Source organism: Comamonas sp. MYb69 (assembly GCF_037479315.1).
Lineage (GTDB): Bacteria > Pseudomonadota > Gammaproteobacteria > Burkholderiales > Burkholderiaceae_C > Comamonas.
This window is the reverse complement of sequence record NZ_JBBGZG010000010.1, coordinates 59,764-77,412: the sequence shown is the minus strand read 5'-3', so window position 1 is coordinate 77,412 and position 17,649 is coordinate 59,764. Positions and strand designations below refer to the sequence as shown.

Below are 17,649 nucleotides of genomic sequence, written 5' to 3'. Positions count from 1 at the left end.
ATGAACCGCCTCCGCTACATGTCCGTCCGGGTGCTCCAGGGTCTGCTGGTACTTATGTGCATAGCAACCGTCAACTTCATGCTGATCCGCGCAGCGCCCGGCGACCCGGTCGCGGTGATAGCGGGTGAAGCAGGGGCATCGGACCCGCAGTTCGTTGCCCAGCTGCGCGAGCAGTTCGGCCTGGACAAGCCCGTCACCACCCAGCTGGCCAACTACCTGGGCCACATCACGCAGCTGGACCTGGGCTTTTCCTACCGGCAACAGCGCCCGGTGCTCGAGCTGATTACCGAGCGCCTGCCCGCCACCTTGCTGCTCACCGGTAGCGCTTTTGTGATGTCGCTGATCTTTGGCGTGGCCTTGGGCGCCACGGCCAGCCGCCATGTCGGCAAGTGGGTGGACAGCGCCATCACCTTTGTGGCGCTGGTGTTCTATGCCACGCCGCTGTACTGGCTGGCGATGATGGCGGTGCTGGTGTTCTCGGTGCAGCTGAGCTGGCTGCCCGGTTTTGGCTACTTCACCGTCGGCAGCGATGCCACCGGCCTGGCCCGCGCCTGGGACATTGCCCAGCATCTGGTGCTGCCCTCGCTCACCCTGGCGCTCTTTTATATGGCGGTCTATGCCCGCATGACCCGGGCCTCGATGCTCGAAGTCGCGCAGATGGACTTTGTCAAAACCGCCCGCGCCAAGGGCGTGCGCATGGGCCGCATCCAGCGCCAGCACATTCTGCGCAATGCCTTGCTGCCCATCGTCACCCTGGCGGGCATCCAGGCCGGTGGCCTCATTGGCGGCGCGGTGCTGACCGAGACCGTGTTTGCCTGGCCCGGCATTGGCCGGCTGATGTTTGATGCCCTGCTGCAGCGCGACTACAACCTGCTGCTGGGCTGCTTCCTGGTCGCAGCCGCCGTGGCCGTGCTGTTCAACCTGATCACTGATTTTGTCTACACCCTGGTCGATCCCCGGATCGAGCTGGGCTGAAACGGAGCCTTGCGATGACTGCTATTTCTGAGCCGGCCCTGGCGGCCGCTACGCCCCCCGCCAAGAACAAGCACCGATCCACCTTCTGGAGCCGCTTTTGCCGCAACCGGGGCGCCCTCTTGGGCCTGGCCATCTTGCTGCTGGTGGCGCTCTTGGTCTGCTTTGGCCCGCTGCTGGCCGCGCACAACCCCTGGGACATGGTCGAGCAACCCTTTTTGCCGCCGATGGAGCGCGCAGGCTTTGCGATGGGCACCGACACCATGGGCCGCGACATTCTCTCGGGCCTGGTGCTGGGCGCCCGCATTTCGCTGCTGATCGCGGTGATCTCGACCTTGGTGTCGCTGCTGATTGGCGTGGGCATTGGTGCCATCTCGGGCTACTTTGGTGGCTGGGTCGATGCCAGCCTGATGCGCTTTACCGAAATGTTCCAGTCCGTGCCCAGCTTTGCGCTGGCTTTGGTGCTGGTGGCCATTTTTGAGCCTTCGGTCAACTCCATCATCGTGGCCATTGCGCTCGTGTCCTGGCCACCGGTGGCGCGCCTGGTGCGCGGCGAATTTTTGACGCTGCGCCAGCGCGACTTTGTCGCCGCCGCCCAGCTGGCTGGCCAAAGCACGCCCCGCATCATCCTGGCGCAGATCCTGCCCAATGCCGCCTCGTCCATCGTGGTGATGGCCTCGTTGATGGTGGCCACCGCCATCCTGCTGGAATCAAGCCTGAGCTTTATGGGCCTGGGTGACCCCAACCTGATGAGCTGGGGCTACATGATCGGCTCGGCCCGTACCGTGCTGCGCCAGGCCTGGTGGATGGCCGTGTTCCCCGGCGTCGCCATCTTGCTCACCGTGCTGGCCTTCAACCTGGTGGGTGAAGGGCTGAACGACGGACTCAATGCGCGCCAGGACGGGAAGACACGATGAACGCCTACTCACACGAAGCCCTGCATATGCTTGCACAAATGCCTGACCAGTCCGCCACCCCTGAGCCGGTGCTGACCGTGCGCGGCCTGGACATCCGCCTGCCGCTGGGCGCCGACCGCGCCTTGGCCGTCACCCAGGCCAACCTGCAGATCCTGCCCGGCCAAACCCTCTGTGTGGTCGGTGAATCGGGCTCGGGCAAGTCGATGATCGCCAACGCCATCATGGGCCTGCTGCCCCGCCCCAAGGTCGAGCCGGTGGCCGGCGAGATCCTGTTTGATGGCAAAGACCTGCTGAACCTGAGCGAAGACCAGCTGCGCGAGCTGCGTGGCAGCCGCATGGCGATGGTGTTCCAGGAGCCGATGACGGCGCTGAACCCGGTGATGCGCATTGGCGACCAGATGGCCGAGGCGCTGGATGCCCACCTGCAGCTGCCCGCTGCCGACAAGCGCCGCCGCATCATCGCCGCGCTCACTGATGTGGGCCTGCCCGAGCCCGAGCGCCTGATTGACGCCTACCCGTTCCGCCTGTCGGGCGGCCAGCGCCAGCGCGTGATGATCGCCATCGCGATGCTGCTCGAGCCCAGCCTGCTGATCGCCGACGAGCCCACCACCGCGCTGGATGTGACCACGCAGGCCCAGATCCTGCAGCTGATGCGGGCGCTGCAAAAAAAGCGTGGCATGGCCATGCTCTTTATCACCCATGACTTTGGCGTGGTGGCCGAGATTGCCGACCATGTGGTGGTGATGCAGACCGGTGTCGTGGTCGAAGCCGGCCCGGCCGGCCAGGTGCTGCGCAACCCCCAGCACCCCTACACGAAGAAGCTGCTGGCCGCCATTCCGCATGGCAATGTGCGCGAGACCCAGGCCAGCACGGCGCAGCCGGTGCTGCAGGTCAAGGACCTGTGCAAGGTCTACCGCACGGGCGGCGGCTTTTTGCGGCCCGCGCGCGAGGTGGTAGCTGCCGAGCGCATCAGCTTTGAGCTGGGCCGTGCCCAGACCCTGGGCGTGGTCGGAGAATCGGGCTCGGGCAAGTCGTCGCTCGGCCGCTGCATCGTGGGCCTGGCGCCGTTTGACAGCGGCGATATCCTCTTCAACGGCCAGCGCCTGAGCTCCGGCGCCGCGCTGCGCCGCCAGGCCAAGGGCAAGATCCAGATGGTCTTCCAGGACCCCTATGCATCGCTCAACCCGCGCCACAAGATAGGCGCGGCCATTGCCAGCGGCCCCATTGCCCAGGGTGTGCCCAAGGCCGAGGCCCTGCGCCGCACGATGGAGCTGCTGGAGCTGGTCGGCCTCGGCCCCGAGGCGGCCGAGCGCTACCCGCATGAATTTTCTGGCGGCCAGCGCCAGCGCATTGGCATTGCCCGCGCGCTGGCGATGGAGCCTTCGTTGCTGGTGGCCGATGAGCCCGTCTCTGCCCTCGATGTGTCCGTGCAGGCCCAGGTGCTCAAGCTGTTTGCCGAGGTGCGCGAGCGCTTTCAGCTCAGCATGGTCTTCATCACCCATGACCTGCGCGTGGCCGGCCAGATGTGCGACCACCTGGCCGTCATGCAGCGCGGCCGCATTGTGGAATACGGGCCCACCGCCCAGGTGCTGGGCAATCCCCAGCACCCCTATACCCAGACCTTGATCGACGCCATCCCCTCGCTGGAGCACCGCAGCGACGAGGCCACCGCCGCAGAACACCGGAGCCGCGCATGACCGCCATGCCCAGCACCCACGCCCCCACTGCCGCGCCCCGCAGCATTGCCTTTTTGAGCAAGAGCATTGCGATGGACTTTTTGCTGCCCGCCTACCAGGCGCAGTTCCCCGGCAGCCGGCTGCTGCTGGGCGCCGAGCTGCAGGCGCTGCTCGACGCCGGCCAGCACGGCGAAATCGAGGTAGCAGTATGCTGGCACCCGCCCGCCGCCCAACTCGCGCAGCTGACCCAGGCCGCAGGCCTGCAGCTGGTGCAATCCATTGCCGCCGGCATTGACCATATCGACACCCAGGCCCTGCCCGCCAGCACCCCCGTGTGCCGCATTGTGGACAGCACCATGGGCTATGGCATGACAGCGTTTGTTAGCTGGGCCGTTATCCACCGGCAACGCCATATGGACCGCTATGTGGCCCATGCGGCGCAGCACCAGTGGCGCGAGGAGCCTATCATTGCGCCCAACCGTCACCGGGTTGGGATCGCAGGCCTGGGCACCCTGGGCCAGGGCGCTGCCCGCGCGCTGCTCGCCATGGGCTACCAGGTGCGCGGCTGGAGCCGATCAGCCAAGCAGGACTTGCCCGCTGGCTTGGAAGGCTTGCAAACCTTCCACGGCCAGACACAGAAGGCGGAGTTTTTGAGCGGCTGCGACACCTTGGTGTGCCTGCTGCCGCTGACCGATGAGACCCAAGGCTTTCTCGATCTGGCCTTGATGCGCCAGCTGCCGCGCGGCGCGCACCTGATCAATGTGGGCCGGGGCGCACACCTGGTCCAGGACGATTTGCTGACCGCGCTGGCCGAGGGCCAGATTGGAGCAGCCACCTTGGACACCTTCAGCGCCGAGCCGCTGCCGGCCGACCACCCTTTCTGGCAGGACGAGCGCATTCTGGTGACCCCGCATATCGCCACCCGCACCGATCCGCGCGTGATCGCCCAGCAGACGGCCCACAACTTCAGCCGCATCCGTGCAGGCCAGGCCGCCGAGGTGGCCGTGGACCTGGGGCGTGGCTACTGACGCCCCTGCACCCAGCCACCGCGCAAGAACACACCCACCCGCAAGGAGATTTGGACATGAACGCAGCAGACAACACCCCCAAACGCAGCGCGCTGGACGCCCAGGACATTGGCGCCCACCTGCACCCCTACACCAACTTGGCAGCGCATGAGGATGTGGGCCCGCTGATGATCACGCGGGGCGATGGCATCCATGTGATTGACGAACAAGGCCGCAAGTACATCGAAGGCATGTCGGCGCTGTGGTGCAGCTCGCTGGGCTTTAGCCACCCGCGCCTGGTGCAGGCCGCCATCGATGCGCTCAAGACCTTGCCCTACTACCACACCTTCAACCACCGCTCCAACCCGGCCGTGGCGCAGTTGGCCGACAAGCTGATCCAGCTGGCCCCGGCACCGATGGCCAAGGTCTTCTTTGCCAACTCGGGCTCGGAAGCCAATGACACGGCCATCAAGATCATCTGGTACTACCACAACGCCATTGGCAAGCCCGCCAAGAAAAAGATCCTGGCGCGCCAGCGCGGCTACCACGGCGTGACGGTAGCAGCCGCCAGCCTGACCGGCCTGCCCGCCAACCACCAGGACTTTGACCTGCCCATTGCGCGCATCGGCCATGTGGAATGCCCGCACCACTACCGCTATGCCAACCCCGGCGAGAGCGAGGCCGACTTTGCGACCCGCCTGGCCGATGCGCTGGATCAGCGCATTCTGCAAGAAGGCCCCGATACCGTGGCCGCCTTTATAGCCGAGCCGGTGATGGGCGCCGGCGGCGTCATCGTGCCGCCCGAGACCTATTTTGAAAAAATCCAGGCCGTGCTGCGCAAGTACGAGGTGCTGATGGTGGCCGATGAGGTCATCTGCGGTTTTGGCCGCACCGGCCAGATGTTTGGCTCGCACAGCTTCGGCATCCAGCCCGACATCCTGACCTGCGCCAAGGCGCTTTCTTCGGGCTATGTGCCGATCTCGGCGGTGATGGTCGCCCCCAAGATCTACGAGGCCATGGCCGCCAACAGCGGCAAGATCGGCACCTTTGGCCATGGTTATACCTATTCCGGCCACCCGGTGGCGGCCGCTGTGGCGCTGGAGACGCTCAAGGTCTATGAGGACGAGCAGATTCTGGCCCATGTCAACCAGCTGAGCCCCATCTTCCAAGGCCGGCTGCGCGGCTATCTGGAGCGCGCCTATGTGGGCGAGGCCCGGGGCGTGGGCCTGATCGGCGCTATTGAACTGGTGGCAGACAAGGCCACGCGCCAACCCTTTGACCCGGCGCTGAAGCTGGGCTACCGCCTGGCCCAGTACGCGCAGGAAGAAGGCCTGATCGTGCGCGCCATGGGCGACGCCGTGGCGCTGTGCCCGCCGCTGATCATCACCGAGGCCGAGATGGCCGAGATGTTTGCCCGCCTGGACCGCGCGCTGGACAAGCTGCAGGCCACCCTGCCATGAGCGCCACCATGCAAGCCTTCTACAGCCCCGATCAAGCGCTGCACCACCCCAGCCAGTTCATGCGCCTGGGCAAGCTGGTGCCCGCGCCCGATCTGCCCAGCCGCGCCGAGACCCTGGCCGATGCGCTGCAACAGGCGGGCCTGGCCGTCAGCGCGCCGCCCGACCTGGGCCGCGCGCCGCTGGAGGCCGTACACGCCCCGCATTACCTGGACTACCTGCAAACCGCCTGGCCGCGCTGGCAAGCGATGCTGGCCAACGGCGCCAATGCCGGCCCCGAGGTGATGGCCAACCTCTCGCCCTACGCCGGCGTGCCCGCCGGCCAGCGCCGCCCGCCCTGCCCATCGCCCGCACTGATACCGCAGACCGGCTACTACCTGGGTGACCTGTCTTGCCCGCTGGGGCCGGACAGCTGGCAGTCCATCCTGCGCTCGGCCCACAGCGCCGTGGCTGCGGCCGATGCGGTGATTGCTGGCGAGCGCATGGCCTATGCGCTGTGCCGCCCCTCGGGCCACCACGCGCACTGGGACCGGGCCAGCGGCTTTTGCTATGTCAACAACAACGCCTGCGCCGCTGCGCGCCTGGCCGCACATTTTGGCCGGGTGGCTGTGCTCGATGTCGATGCCCACCATGGCGATGGCACGCAGAGCATCTTCTACGCCCGGGACGATGTGCTGACGGTCTCTACCCATGCGGAGACCAGCAGCTACTTTCCGTTCTACACCGGCTACGCCCATGAGCGTGGCGCCGGCGCCGGCGAAGGCTACAACCTGAACCTGCCGCTGGCCCATGGCAGCGGCAATGCGGAGTTTTTGGCCGCAGTGGACACCGGCTTAGAGGCTGTGCGTGCCTTTGGCCCGCAGGCCGTGGTGCTGGCACTGGGCTTTGACACCTTCAAGGACGACCCGATCAGCGTGCTCAAGGTCGACTTTGAGGCCTACCGCGCCGTCGGCCAAAAGCTGCGTGCGCTGGAGCTGCCCTTGGTGGTAGTGCAGGAAGGCGGCTACCTGGTCGAAGCCATTGGCCCGGGCCTGCAGGCCTTTTTGGAGGGCCTCCATGGCTGAGCAGGCCGTGCAGCCCAGCAACCCGGCAGCAGCACTGCGCGAGGCCGATGCCACGCGCCGGCTGCGCCAGGGGATGGGCCTGTTTCTGGCAGCGCTGCTGTGCTTTGCCTGCTACGACGCCTTTGCCAAGCACATGCTGGCCCGCTACCCGGCCACGGTGATGAATCTCTCGCGCTACACGGCCATCGGCGTGCTGGCCTTGTGGGTCATGCACCGGCATGGCGACTGGTCTGCGCTGCGCTGGGGGCGCCTGCGCAGCGGCAAGTTGCTGCTGCTGCGCAGCCTGATGCTGGCCATTGTGGCCACCTGTTTTATGACGGCGCTGGCCACCATGCCGCTGGCCGAGGCCACCGCCATCTATTTCACCGCACCGCTCATCATGGTGGCGCTCTCGCCCTGGCTGCTGGGCGAGCGGGTGGGCCGCGTGCAATGGGTGGCGGTGCTGCTGGGCTTTGCCGGCATGCTGCTCATCGTGCGCCCGGGCAATGCCTTGCCACTGGCCGGCACCGTGCTGATGGCCATCTCGGCCGTCTGCTATGCACTGTTCCAGGTGCTCACACGCAAGCTCTCGGGCCTGGTGCCCACGGCGGTGCAGTTTGCCTATATGGCGCTGTTTTGCCTGGTCATCACCAACCTGCCGGCCCTCTTCCGCCCGATCACCGAATGGCCCGATGCGCCGCAGCTGGCCTTGCTGCTGGCGGGCGGTTTTGTCAGCGGTGGCGCGCAGTTGCTGCTGCTGCAGGCCTTCCAGCGCGCCTCGGCCTCGACCCTGGCGCCAATGAATTATGTACAACTGTTGCTGGCGGTGTTGATCAGCACCTTCTGGTTCCAACGGCCGCCAGACATCCTGGCCCTTTATGGCATGCTGATGATCAGCGCTGCCGGTGTGTACCTTGCATGGCCCCGGCGGCACAAGTACACCGCTCACCAGGCATCCCGACATGACATCTGAGACCCTTACAAAGACCATCGCCCTGCAGGGCGAGGAGACAGACAACCCCGGCTTTTCGTCGATCCGGGTGCCCGACCTGGTGGAGCTGGTGGAGCGCCAGCTGCTGCAGGCCATTTTTGAAGGCCGGCTGCCACCGGGCTCGCGCATCGTCGAGGCCGAGCTGTCGCGCCAGATGGGCGTGAGCCGCGCCCCGCTGCGCGAAGCGGCGCGCCGGCTGGAGAGCCAGGGCGTCATCGTCTCGACGCCGCGCAAGGGTTTTACCGTGCGCACCTTCAGCCCCAAGGAGATCCAGGACCTGTTCCAGGTGCGCCTGGGCCTCGAAGTGATGGCCGCGCGCCTAGCCTGCGAGGTGGCGACCGACGCGCAGCTCGCAGCGCTCAAGGCCTATGCCGATGACATGCTCGAGCGCGCGCCGACCCTGAGCAATATCGAGCGCGTCACGATGGACCTGGGCATGCACACCGCCATCTCGCGCCTCTCGGGCAACGAATACCTGCAGCGCATCTTTGCCAATATGCAGGCCGAGATCCGCATCTGCCAGGGCTTTATCGAGCGCCAGTACCGCGACCCGGTGTTTATTGCGCAGTCGCACTTCCCGGTCGTCGATGCCATCTTGCGCCGCGATGCCGACGCTGCAGAAAAGGCGCTGCGCGTGCATCTGGTCGATGCCCAGGACAAGGCCCATGCCCAGGTGCTGCACGGCGACCAGGCCCCGCACGCTGGTGCTGGCGCCGCACCCACACCCGCACCCGCACCGATATCCGCCACCCCAGCCAAGGCCAAGCCCGGCGCCACCGCCGCCCCCGTTTCTTCCTCCCGACGAAAACCGCCAAGACCATGAAATTCATCTACAGCCACGAGCACCGCAGCCACGACCCGCAGCAATTCATGGTGCGTGGCCAACTCAAGCGCAGCAACGAGCAACCCGAACGCGCCGAGATCCTGCTGCGCTCCGCCCAAAAGGCCGGCCACCAGCCGATGCTGGTCGAAGACTTTGGCCCCGGCCCGCGCGCAGCCGTCCACACCCCCGAGTACCTGCACTTTCTGCAAACCGCCTGGCAACGCTGGCAGGCGCTGCCCGATGCCTCGCTCGAAGTGCTGCCCAATGTCTTCCCCTTCCCCGGCCAGCCCTTTACCTACCCCGACCATCTGGTCGGCCAGGCCGGCTACCACATGGGTGACTGCGCTTGCAGCATTGGCGAGCACACCTGGCACGCTGCGATCAACTCCGCCCACTGCGCGACCCATGCCGCCGAGCTGGTGCTGCAAGGCGAGCAAGCGGCCTACGCACTGTGCCGCCCACCCGGTCACCACGCCTATGTGGACCGCGCCAATGGCTTTTGCTACCTGAACAACGCCGCCATCGCCGCCCAGCACCTGCGCAGCAAACATGCCCGCGTGGCCGTGCTCGACATCGACGTGCACCACGGCAACGGCACCCAGGGCATCTTCTGGCGCCGCAACGATGTGCTGACCGTATCGATCCATGCCGATCCACATTTCTGCACCCCCTTCTTCACCGGCCATGCGCATGAGCGCGGCGAAGGTGAAGGCCTGGGCTACAACCTGAACCTGCCCCAGCCCAAGGGCACCACCACCGACCAGTACATGCGCGCCCTGGAAACCGCCCTCACCACCATCCGCCACTACGCCCCCGGCGCCCTGGTGCTGGCCCTGGGCCTGGACGCCCACGAACACGACCCGTACCAAGCCCTGGCCATCGACACCCCCGGCTTCGCCCGCATCACCGAAAAAATCGCGCAGCTGGGGCTGCCGACGGTGATCGTGCAGGAAGGCGGGTATCTGAGTGAGGATTTGGGCTTGAACCTGGAGAGTGCGTTGCGGGGGTTTGAGCTGGGGACGCAGTAATTTCGGCATTCATGAAGAGATACGGCCTGATTGCGCTCTTTTGGCATCCAGCTGCCGCTGCCATACAGCTGCCGGCGTCGAAGCACAAGAGCGAAGTCAGGCCAGAATCAAGCGATCTCAACGATTAACGGGCGCCTTCGCCATGCAAGCAGACCTCCATGAACACGCGGCCCTGGCGGGAAGCGACGACTGGTTCAAGCACATCGTCAAGACGGTCCAGGCCAGTCACACCCAGTTTCCAGGTCACTGTCCGGACAGGTATGCAGGCCTCATCGCCGACTTGGAGGGAAAGGCAGACTGGTCAAATGCAGCCCGTAGCAATCCAGCCATGCGCCCAGCGAACCCATGCGTTCTGCTGGTCATGGAATCGCCGCACATTGACGAATACAGCGCCAAGTTCTTCTACACGCCATGCCCCGCTAACGGCCCCACTGGTAAGCGTATCCGCCAGCGCATCGCTGCTGCAGACCTACCGATCACCGCAGATACCGGCCTGGTGTTGATGAATGCCATCCCCTTTCAGTGCTCTTTGGGGATAAGCCCGATTGGGAAAGATCGCGATGCCGTATTCAGGCTAGCTTGGGAACGCGGAGGTCGAGGCTTCTTCCAAAGCCGGCTGATGCACTGGTACCGTGACGGAGACCTGGTGGTCAACGCATGCACGGTGGGCAAAGATGGCGGTCGGCCACTGCGCGACGAAGTAGAGGACGCTATCGCGGACGTAGTGCCCCATGCTCTTCGATTCAGGCGATACCACCCTTTCAGCTGGTTCAATTCAGCAAGGGCTTCCAGCACTTGGGAGCCCAAGGCAGGCACCCCGCAGCCCCCGAGAACCTAGGAACGAGCCGCCTCGCGTCGACAGCTACGCCAGCTGCCTGCTGCCTGCTGCCTGCTGCCTGCTGCCTGCTGCCTGCTGCCTGCTGACCAAGATTCACGCAGGTATCGACGCTGCTTCTACGGTAGATGAACCTTGAACACTGATGCCTTGGCTGCTTCGCGCTCGGCCATCTGGATCAGTGCAGCGACGGTGCAGGTTTAGCTTGCGCCTGCAACCCAACCCTGCTTCACCGATTTTCCCTCTCGACAAGCCACATCCCGATCGTGCGCCCTATTCGGCCATGGCGACAACTCACCGGCGTCCCTTGCTGATGCGAGCGACCTATTGCATATCTACAACCACGGATAGCCCATGATGCTTGCGCCATGTGTAAAATAGCTATTGATTTTATTATTTAGATTGAATAAATTAATTTATAGAATGATAGCGTGTTGATGCGAACACCACTCAATTACGCAATCGCGAGAAACACACTGGAAATACGGCGCGGGGACAACGGCACTGAGATCGATTTTCCGCAATATCCAGCCCAAAGTTAAATATATGCTGCATGGGCGAAATTCTAAGTAAGTTCAGATTTATTAGCAAGGGAATAAGCAATGGTACTTTTCATAAAGCCAGGTCCACTCAACGGAATGGAAAACAGAACCGAGTATGGTTGTGGGACCTCTGGAGTCCGAGCCCAATCACCGCTACAACCGCTGCCGGAACCAATTACTTTTAATAAGAACTTTTTCTCAGCAGACGAACATTACTTTCGCTCGTTAGACCAGTGGTCGGACCAAGGACGCTTCTTAGGTGGTGAAGCACAGCAATTCAAAAGAAGCTATCCGCCCTTCCCCTCTCCTGAATCCACGGAAACCATCGATGATCGCATCTGCGCGAACATGACAAATAAAGAGTTCGTTGAAGAGTTCAACGAAATCAAGGGAAAATTAATAAAGATACTTACTAAAGATGTCATTCCATCCGTCCGCCAATGGGGGCCCACCACCCGTGAGCGAGCCATACATTGGTTTGGCACTGACAGTGAGAAGCTTAAAAGAATTTTGCTAAATGGTTATCCGAAATGTGTCTCAGTGATAAAGCAGCTGTCGGGAGAGAATTTTGTCAAGCCAGCCACTGGCATGCTATACGGATGCGCACCTAGCCTAGACCATGATGGAGTGCATGCAGCTGTCTGCCCCATCGACGGCGGACATCATATTGCCATCTATCCCGGCTACTGCAATAGTAGAACTTATTCGAGCGACTACAGTTCAAAAATTGGAACTATTCTGCACGAGGTATGCCATTTCCAGAGCACTTTTACATCCTTGGATTATGTCTATGATGCGAAATTATCTGAAAGGCTCGCCAGGACGGATCCGTCTAAAGCAATTAACAATACCGACAATCTCGTTTTGTTCGCACTACATGGAGTCATCTATGGCAATTTATAAAAACTTAGCATTTGCTGCTTTAATTTTCTCCTTGCATACCTCAGCCTTTGCATGCAGGTATGTAAGCGCGGTGGATCTTTTTTACGAAAGTGGAAAAACCACTCTATCTGAAGCTGAAAACAAGAAGCTGCAGGATTGGTTTCAGTCCACATTGAAAATGTTTCCCGCAGTGGGCAGCCTAGGCATCGAAGCGAATGCCTATGCGCCAAACCTTGAAGAGGCCAAGGCATTGGCAAAAAAGCGGGGCGAGGCCATAAAGCATTTACTCTCCCAACAACTTCCTGCCGATACCCCCACTAGAGTGGTGTTCTATGGGCATACCAAGCCCAAGCTGGATGTGCTTCCCTCCACAGACGTTGTATTCATCGATATCACGCCCGACGTTGAGAAGCTGAAACTGCCGTCTTGTTTGCCTGTACCCATTGCACGCTGATCAAAGACCAGCAGAAGTCCAGCAGGCGGTATCCATGGCATGGTCGCCATTCTGCGTAGTTGCTATCACCAGCTATCCAAAGCGACGAGCCAAGCAGGTAGATGTTCAAGACCCGCTCGGCAAATCAACCCGCACAGCAGCAATCGCCTCACGCAATCTCGCCAGGGCATCATCCAGACCTTCATCGCTCAAAGCGCTATCCCCCATGAGAATACCTGGCGGCATCCGGCTGCCGCGGCAATGGTCGGCGACGATATCGATGCGCAGGCCGCGAGCAGTTGCCTGCTGCCAGAGCGCAGCGAGCGGAATGCATTCCGGCAACCACCACACAAAGTGAAAACCTCCGTGCTCACCGCTGGTGTGCAGCGGGAGGGGCGCGACCGCGTCGCGCAGTAACGCCAATACCCGGTCTCTGCGGCTGGCATAGACGATGCGCGACCGCCGTACATGCCTTGCAAACCCACCGTCCTCGATAAAGCTGGCCAACGCCCGTTGTTCAATCACGCCCACCGATGGCCCCATCGCCCGGCAAGCCAGCGCGAAGGCCGGCAGTAGCGCATGAGGGACGACCATATAGCCAATTCTCAGCTCCGAGAACATGGTCTTGTTGAAGCTGCCGCAGTGGATCACGCGGTCGTGCTGGTCCAGGTTCTTGAGGGCGGGAAGGGGTGCACTGCGGTAGTTGAATTCGCTGTCGTAGTCGTCCTCCAGCAGCCACACCTGCTGTTCCTTCGCCCAGTTGAGCAACTCCAGGCGACGCGCCACCGGCATGGTGACGCCGGTGGGCGATTGGTGTGCAGGCGTGATGTGTGCGGCCCGCGCATCTGCATGCCGGCGCGCTTCGGCCACGGAAAACCCAGACGCATCAATGGCCACCGGCACGATGCTTTGCGCATAGGGGGCAAAGATGTCCGAGGCGAGCACATAGCCGGGGTCCTCCAGCAGCACTGTGTCGCTGGGCGTCAAGAGCGCGCGCGCTGCCAGATGCAAAGCCTGCCGGATACCGGTCACGATCACGATCTGCGCCGGATCGCATGCAATGCCCCGCGCCGCGCCCAGGTAGCGGGCAACCTGGCTGCGCAGTGACAGCGAACCGAACAGCTCGCCACCCATAAGCTCATGCATGGGCAGGCTGCGCGCAGCGACCTGCAGGTGCCTGCGCCAGGTGGCAAGCGGAAAAAGCGTTGGGTCAGCAATGCGCGCAACAAAGGCAGCATCCAGGCGACTCGGCCGCAGCGTTGCCGATGCCGAGACATCGACTGATCCCGCATGCGGGCCAGGAGACTTACGCACGGATGCCTGCGAAGCCGCTCGCAAAAACTGATCGGGCAGCGCCGCGCTGACATAGGTGCCCGAGCCGACCACGCCACTGACATAGCCTTCTGCGCGCAGTTGGTCAAAAGCGACCTCCACCGTTGACCTCGACACCTCCAGCTGCTTGGACAAGGCCCGGGAAGACGGCACCCGCATGCCCGCCTGCAAGGAGCCACGCAGGATGGCCTCACGCAGCAAACGGTAGACCCAGGTCTGGCGTGTCTCTGTCTCCAGCAGCGGAAGTACCGGGAGATCAAACGTGGCGGTGGCAGTCGGCTTGGCTGAAAGTGGCTTGGTCAAATTCTTGGAAATGGCTATTTTCACAAGGCCATAGTGTACGTATCTTCCAGGCGATGAAGAATCCAATACCTAGCACCCCACTCTCCACGGACATCTGCACGCTGCTCCCCCAGGGAGCGCATCTTGCAACCGGCGCTGAATCCAGCGTTGTAGATGCAGCGCTCGCCGCAGCTGTGTCCGTGCCATTCTCTTGCCAGCGCGGCGCCTGCGGGTCCTGCGCTGCCATCGTGGTCTCGGGTGACTATGCACCGACGGCCCATGCAGCGGCGAACGCCTGTGACCCCGGTCCGGGGCGGGTGCTGATGTGCCAGGTACGTGCGCTTGGTGCGCTGGTACTGGAGGTTCCAGACTGGACGCCGCAGACCTTGCCGCAGCAATACCGCATGCAGGTGCTGCTGCGGGAGTCGCTGTCCAGCGATGTGGTGCGCGTCGTGCTCGATCCCGGCGGCGCATTGGCTACGCAGCCGGGCCAGCACCTGCGTGTGGGTCTGGAGGGCGATGACCATCGCTGCTTCTCGATCGCCAACCGCCGCAGCCACGAACGCGACCCCATCGAGCTGCAAATTCGACAAGTGGCCAACGGCCGCTTTTCCGATGGGGCGCTGCGCAGGCTGAAGGCCGGTGACAGCCTGCAGGTGATGGCGCCCTTTGGCGCAGCCGACACCATCGAGGCAGGGGCAGCACTGGTGCTGCTTGCGACAGGAACCGGCTATGCGGGCGTACGTGCGCTGATCGAGACGGCGCTGGCAGATCCCGCCGTTCCTTCCGTGATCCTGTACTGGGGCGGCCGCCATGCCGCAGACCACTATGCCAGCCAGGAGCTGGATGCCTGGGCGGCAGCCGACGCCCGTCTGCGATGGACTGCCGTCGCTCCCGAGGCGACGAAAGGACATGCCGGCAGCGATGCCGCGCTACAGCGCCATGTCCAAGACTATGCCTTGAACGGAGGGCACGACTGGCGCCGGACCCGCGTGCATGCCTGCGGCAACCCGCATATGCTGCGCGACGCCCGCCAGGCACTGCTCGATGCCGGCCTGCCCGCCACCCATTGGAAGGCCGACGCTTTTGTACCCAGCGGCCGCGACGATGCGCCGAACGACTGGGAACGCACCAGCCCCCGCTTCGAGCGCTCCGGCATTCTGGCGGCGCGTGAGCGCTCGATTGCAGCGGTTCAGTACATCAGCGAACGGCTGACCCCGGGCATGAGTTCGGCAGAGGCGCGGGCGCAGGCCGACACCTGGTTGCGCGAGTTGGGCGCCGAACGGAACTGGCACCCGACCATCATCCGCTTTGGGGACGATACGACCTGCACCTCGCGGGACCTGGGCGATCCCGAACGGCGGCTGAAAGAAAACGACATCGTCTTCATCGATATCGGCCCGGTATGGGACGGCTACGAGGGCGACTATGGCGACACCTTCGTTTTCGGCGACGACCTCGTCCACCAGCGCTGCGCACGCGCTGCCCGGGCGGTCTTCGATGAAACGCGGGAAGCCTGGTTGGGCGGCGCCGATGGCATCGCCCTCTACGCATTTGCTGAAACTGCCGCCCTGCGCCATGGCTGCACCTTGGTGCACGAAATGGCCGGCCACCGCATCGCTGACTTTCCGCATGCGCTCTATGGCCGCCACAAACTGGCGCAAGCCGGATTCGCGCCTGGCGACGGTCTGTGGGTCCTCGAGATCCAGCTGCGTGACCGTGAGCGTCCGGTTGGGGCTTTCTTTGAGGATGTTTTGCTACGGGGGTAGTAGCAGGCGACATCCGCTGCCCCCTTCGCCTACATCACCGAGAAAATGCCGCAACCGGGGCTGCCTTCATTGATCCTGCAGAAAGGCGAATATTTGAGTGCAGGTGTGGGATTGAACTTGGATATCGCGTTACGGGGGGTTGACGTGGCGGCAGTAGGTTTTTTGGATGTCATGCGGGTTGGCCACTATCGCTTGCGGTTCTGTGCGACCGCAGCAGATCTTGCCATTCCGCTTGCTACTAACCAACGCCAACATCGCTAACAGCTGCTGGTATTCATAAAGGCCATATCGAGCAAAGCCATACCTGATATGTCTATCAAAACCCCAAACCCCTTAGATATTTCAGCAGGAATCCATCCCAACGATTTAGAAATTACGTCGAATTGTAAAGATCCTAAAAATACTGAATCCACCTGTCGATCCGCTGCGTACACCGCAAGTAGCAAGAGCCCACGTCATCAGTCTCCACTGACAAGGCTTTTGTGCTGAGCTGCTTCTTGCTGCACCGTGTGCCCTCCTGGTGAAGGCGCATTCCTGTGTAGGTAGGCGCGTTAAGCGCAACTCGAAAGGAAATCACATGTCTGACGAATCAGTGTTGATAGGTGTATTGCAACAGCGGGCCAAGAAATTGGAAGACCGGCGTCAATTCTTCAGAAAAACAGGAGGCATGGCAGCAGGTATGGCGGGCGGGGCCATTTTGACGGCTTGCGGGGGTGGCGGCAGTGATGCCAATGCCCAGAACAACGGCCCGACGGATGTCGAGATCCTGAACTTTGCGCTGAACCTGGAATATCTGGAATCGCAGTTCTACCACTACGCCGTGTTTGGCACGGGGCTGCCTGCCAATATGCAGTCGGGCACGGGCACGCAGGGCGGCATCACCGGCGGGCGGGCGGTGGCTTTCAAGGATCCGCTGGTAGCGCAGTACGCCAAGGAGATTGCCCAGGACGAGGTGGCCCACGTGGCCTTTTTGCGCAAGGCGCTGGGCTCGGCAGCCGTGGCGCAGCCGCAGATCGACATCGGCGGCACCGACCCCAACGGCGCCTTCTCGGTCGCAGCGCGCGCAGCCGGTCTGGTGGGTGCGGGCGTGGCTTTCGATCCCTATGCCAGTGATGAGAACTTTCTGCTGGGCGCCTTTATCTTCGAGGACGTGGGTGTGACAGCCTACAAGGGTGCCTCACCGCTGATCACCAACAAGACCTACCTGGAAGCTGCTGCAGGCATTCTGTCCGCCGAGGCTTACCATGCAGGTCTGGTGCGCACGGTGCTCTACGCCAAGGGTCTCGCCACCCCCGCGCTGCGCTCGGCAGCCGGTGCCATCTCGGATGCGCGCGATAGCCTCGATGGCTCCTCCGATGTGGACCAGGGCATTGTGGGGGATGACAGCACCTCCAACATCGTGCCCCTGGATGCCGACGGCATTGCCTACAGCCGCTCGCCAGGTGATGTGCTGAACATCGTCTACCTGACCAAGGACTCTGCCACCAAGGGCGGGTTCTTCCCAGCCGGTGTGAATGGTGCGTTGGTGATGAGCTCGGCCTTCGCCTAAGTCGTAGCAACATCCTGCCCCGCTCTGGGGCAGGATTTCTACAAGACGGGCCCGAGACAGCTGTTTTTCTGCGAAGGAGTTGCGATGACGTCCTTTTTGCCCCCATCCCCG

At 63.0% G+C, this 17,649-nt stretch carries 15 protein-coding genes and 1 pseudogene; 15 read left to right on the top strand and 1 reads right to left on the bottom strand.

From position 1 onward, the window contains the following. From WH303_RS14925 to WH303_RS14870, 12 genes are all read left to right on the top strand, one after another. Nucleotides 1-975: an ABC transporter permease gene (locus WH303_RS14925; protein WP_312530094.1), complete on the top strand. Its 975-nt coding sequence runs from the start codon at nucleotides 1-3 to the stop codon at nucleotides 973-975. 14 nt (nucleotides 976-989) lie between these two features. Continuing rightward, nucleotides 990-1,889: an ABC transporter permease gene (locus WH303_RS14920; RefSeq protein WP_339519442.1), complete on the top strand. Its 900-nt coding sequence runs from the start codon at nucleotides 990-992 to the stop codon at nucleotides 1,887-1,889. 38 nt (nucleotides 1,890-1,927) lie between these two features. After that, nucleotides 1,928-3,586 (top strand): ABC transporter ATP-binding protein, encoded by a 1,659-nt coding sequence (locus WH303_RS14915; RefSeq protein WP_339519627.1) that lies wholly within the window; start codon nucleotides 1,928-1,930, stop codon nucleotides 3,584-3,586. Then, complete coding sequence (locus tag WH303_RS14910; protein ID WP_339519441.1) at nucleotides 3,583-4,593, top strand: 2-hydroxyacid dehydrogenase; 1,011 nt, start codon at nucleotides 3,583-3,585, stop codon at nucleotides 4,591-4,593. Before WH303_RS14915 ends, WH303_RS14910 begins: the two co-directional genes overlap by 4 nt. A 56-nt stretch (nucleotides 4,594-4,649) precedes the next feature. Next, nucleotides 4,650-6,032: an aspartate aminotransferase family protein gene (locus WH303_RS14905; RefSeq protein WP_339519439.1), complete on the top strand. Its 1,383-nt coding sequence runs from the start codon at nucleotides 4,650-4,652 to the stop codon at nucleotides 6,030-6,032. Nucleotides 6,033-6,040: 8 nt separating this feature from the next. After that, the gene (locus tag WH303_RS14900; protein WP_339519625.1) at nucleotides 6,041-7,093 is read left to right on the top strand and encodes a histone deacetylase family protein; all 1,053 of its coding nucleotides are present in this window, start codon (nucleotides 6,041-6,043) and stop codon (nucleotides 7,091-7,093) included. A 73-nt stretch (nucleotides 7,094-7,166) separates the two neighbouring features. Beyond that, nucleotides 7,167-8,045, top strand: a complete 879-nt coding sequence (locus tag WH303_RS14895) for a DMT family transporter (protein ID WP_339519623.1) — start codon at nucleotides 7,167-7,169, stop codon at nucleotides 8,043-8,045. Then, the gene (locus WH303_RS14890; protein WP_339519438.1) at nucleotides 8,035-8,886 is read left to right on the top strand and encodes a GntR family transcriptional regulator; all 852 of its coding nucleotides are present in this window, start codon (nucleotides 8,035-8,037) and stop codon (nucleotides 8,884-8,886) included. The genes WH303_RS14895 and WH303_RS14890 overlap by 11 nt, the downstream gene beginning before the upstream one ends. Beyond that, nucleotides 8,883-9,914: a histone deacetylase family protein gene (locus WH303_RS14885; protein ID WP_339519436.1), complete on the top strand. Its 1,032-nt coding sequence runs from the start codon at nucleotides 8,883-8,885 to the stop codon at nucleotides 9,912-9,914. The genes WH303_RS14890 and WH303_RS14885 overlap by 4 nt, the downstream gene beginning before the upstream one ends. 142 nt (nucleotides 9,915-10,056) lie before the next feature. Further along, the gene (locus tag WH303_RS14880; protein ID WP_339519434.1) at nucleotides 10,057-10,752 is read left to right on the top strand and encodes a hypothetical protein; all 696 of its coding nucleotides are present in this window, start codon (nucleotides 10,057-10,059) and stop codon (nucleotides 10,750-10,752) included. A 635-nt stretch (nucleotides 10,753-11,387) separates the two neighbouring features. Further along, nucleotides 11,388-12,194 (top strand): M35 family metallo-endopeptidase, encoded by an 807-nt coding sequence (locus WH303_RS14875; protein ID WP_339519433.1) that lies wholly within the window; start codon nucleotides 11,388-11,390, stop codon nucleotides 12,192-12,194. Beyond that, the gene (locus WH303_RS14870) at nucleotides 12,181-12,627 is read left to right on the top strand and encodes a hypothetical protein (protein WP_339519431.1); all 447 of its coding nucleotides are present in this window, start codon (nucleotides 12,181-12,183) and stop codon (nucleotides 12,625-12,627) included. Before WH303_RS14875 ends, WH303_RS14870 begins: the two co-directional genes overlap by 14 nt. Nucleotides 12,628-12,732: 105 nt before the next feature. Here the strand turns inward: WH303_RS14870 and pdxR are convergent, their stop codons facing one another. Beyond that, nucleotides 12,733-14,265, bottom strand: coding sequence for a MocR-like pyridoxine biosynthesis transcription factor PdxR (pdxR, locus tag WH303_RS14865; RefSeq protein ID WP_339519430.1), 1,533 nt, complete (start codon nucleotides 14,263-14,265; stop codon nucleotides 12,733-12,735). A gap of 29 nt (nucleotides 14,266-14,294) precedes the next feature. Here pdxR and WH303_RS23760 point away from each other — a divergent pair. From WH303_RS23760 to WH303_RS14855, 3 genes and pseudogenes are all read left to right on the top strand, one after another. After that, nucleotides 14,295-14,549 (top strand): annotated as a pseudogene (locus WH303_RS23760) (2Fe-2S iron-sulfur cluster binding domain-containing protein); the annotation flags it as partial. 75 nt (nucleotides 14,550-14,624) lie between these two features. Beyond that, the gene (locus WH303_RS14860; RefSeq protein WP_445228292.1) at nucleotides 14,625-15,989 is read left to right on the top strand and encodes a M24 family metallopeptidase; all 1,365 of its coding nucleotides are present in this window, start codon (nucleotides 14,625-14,627) and stop codon (nucleotides 15,987-15,989) included. A 577-nt stretch (nucleotides 15,990-16,566) separates the two neighbouring features. Next, complete coding sequence (locus WH303_RS14855) at nucleotides 16,567-17,538, top strand: ferritin-like domain-containing protein (protein WP_339519428.1); 972 nt, start codon at nucleotides 16,567-16,569, stop codon at nucleotides 17,536-17,538. Nucleotides 17,539-17,649 lie beyond the last annotated feature (111 nt).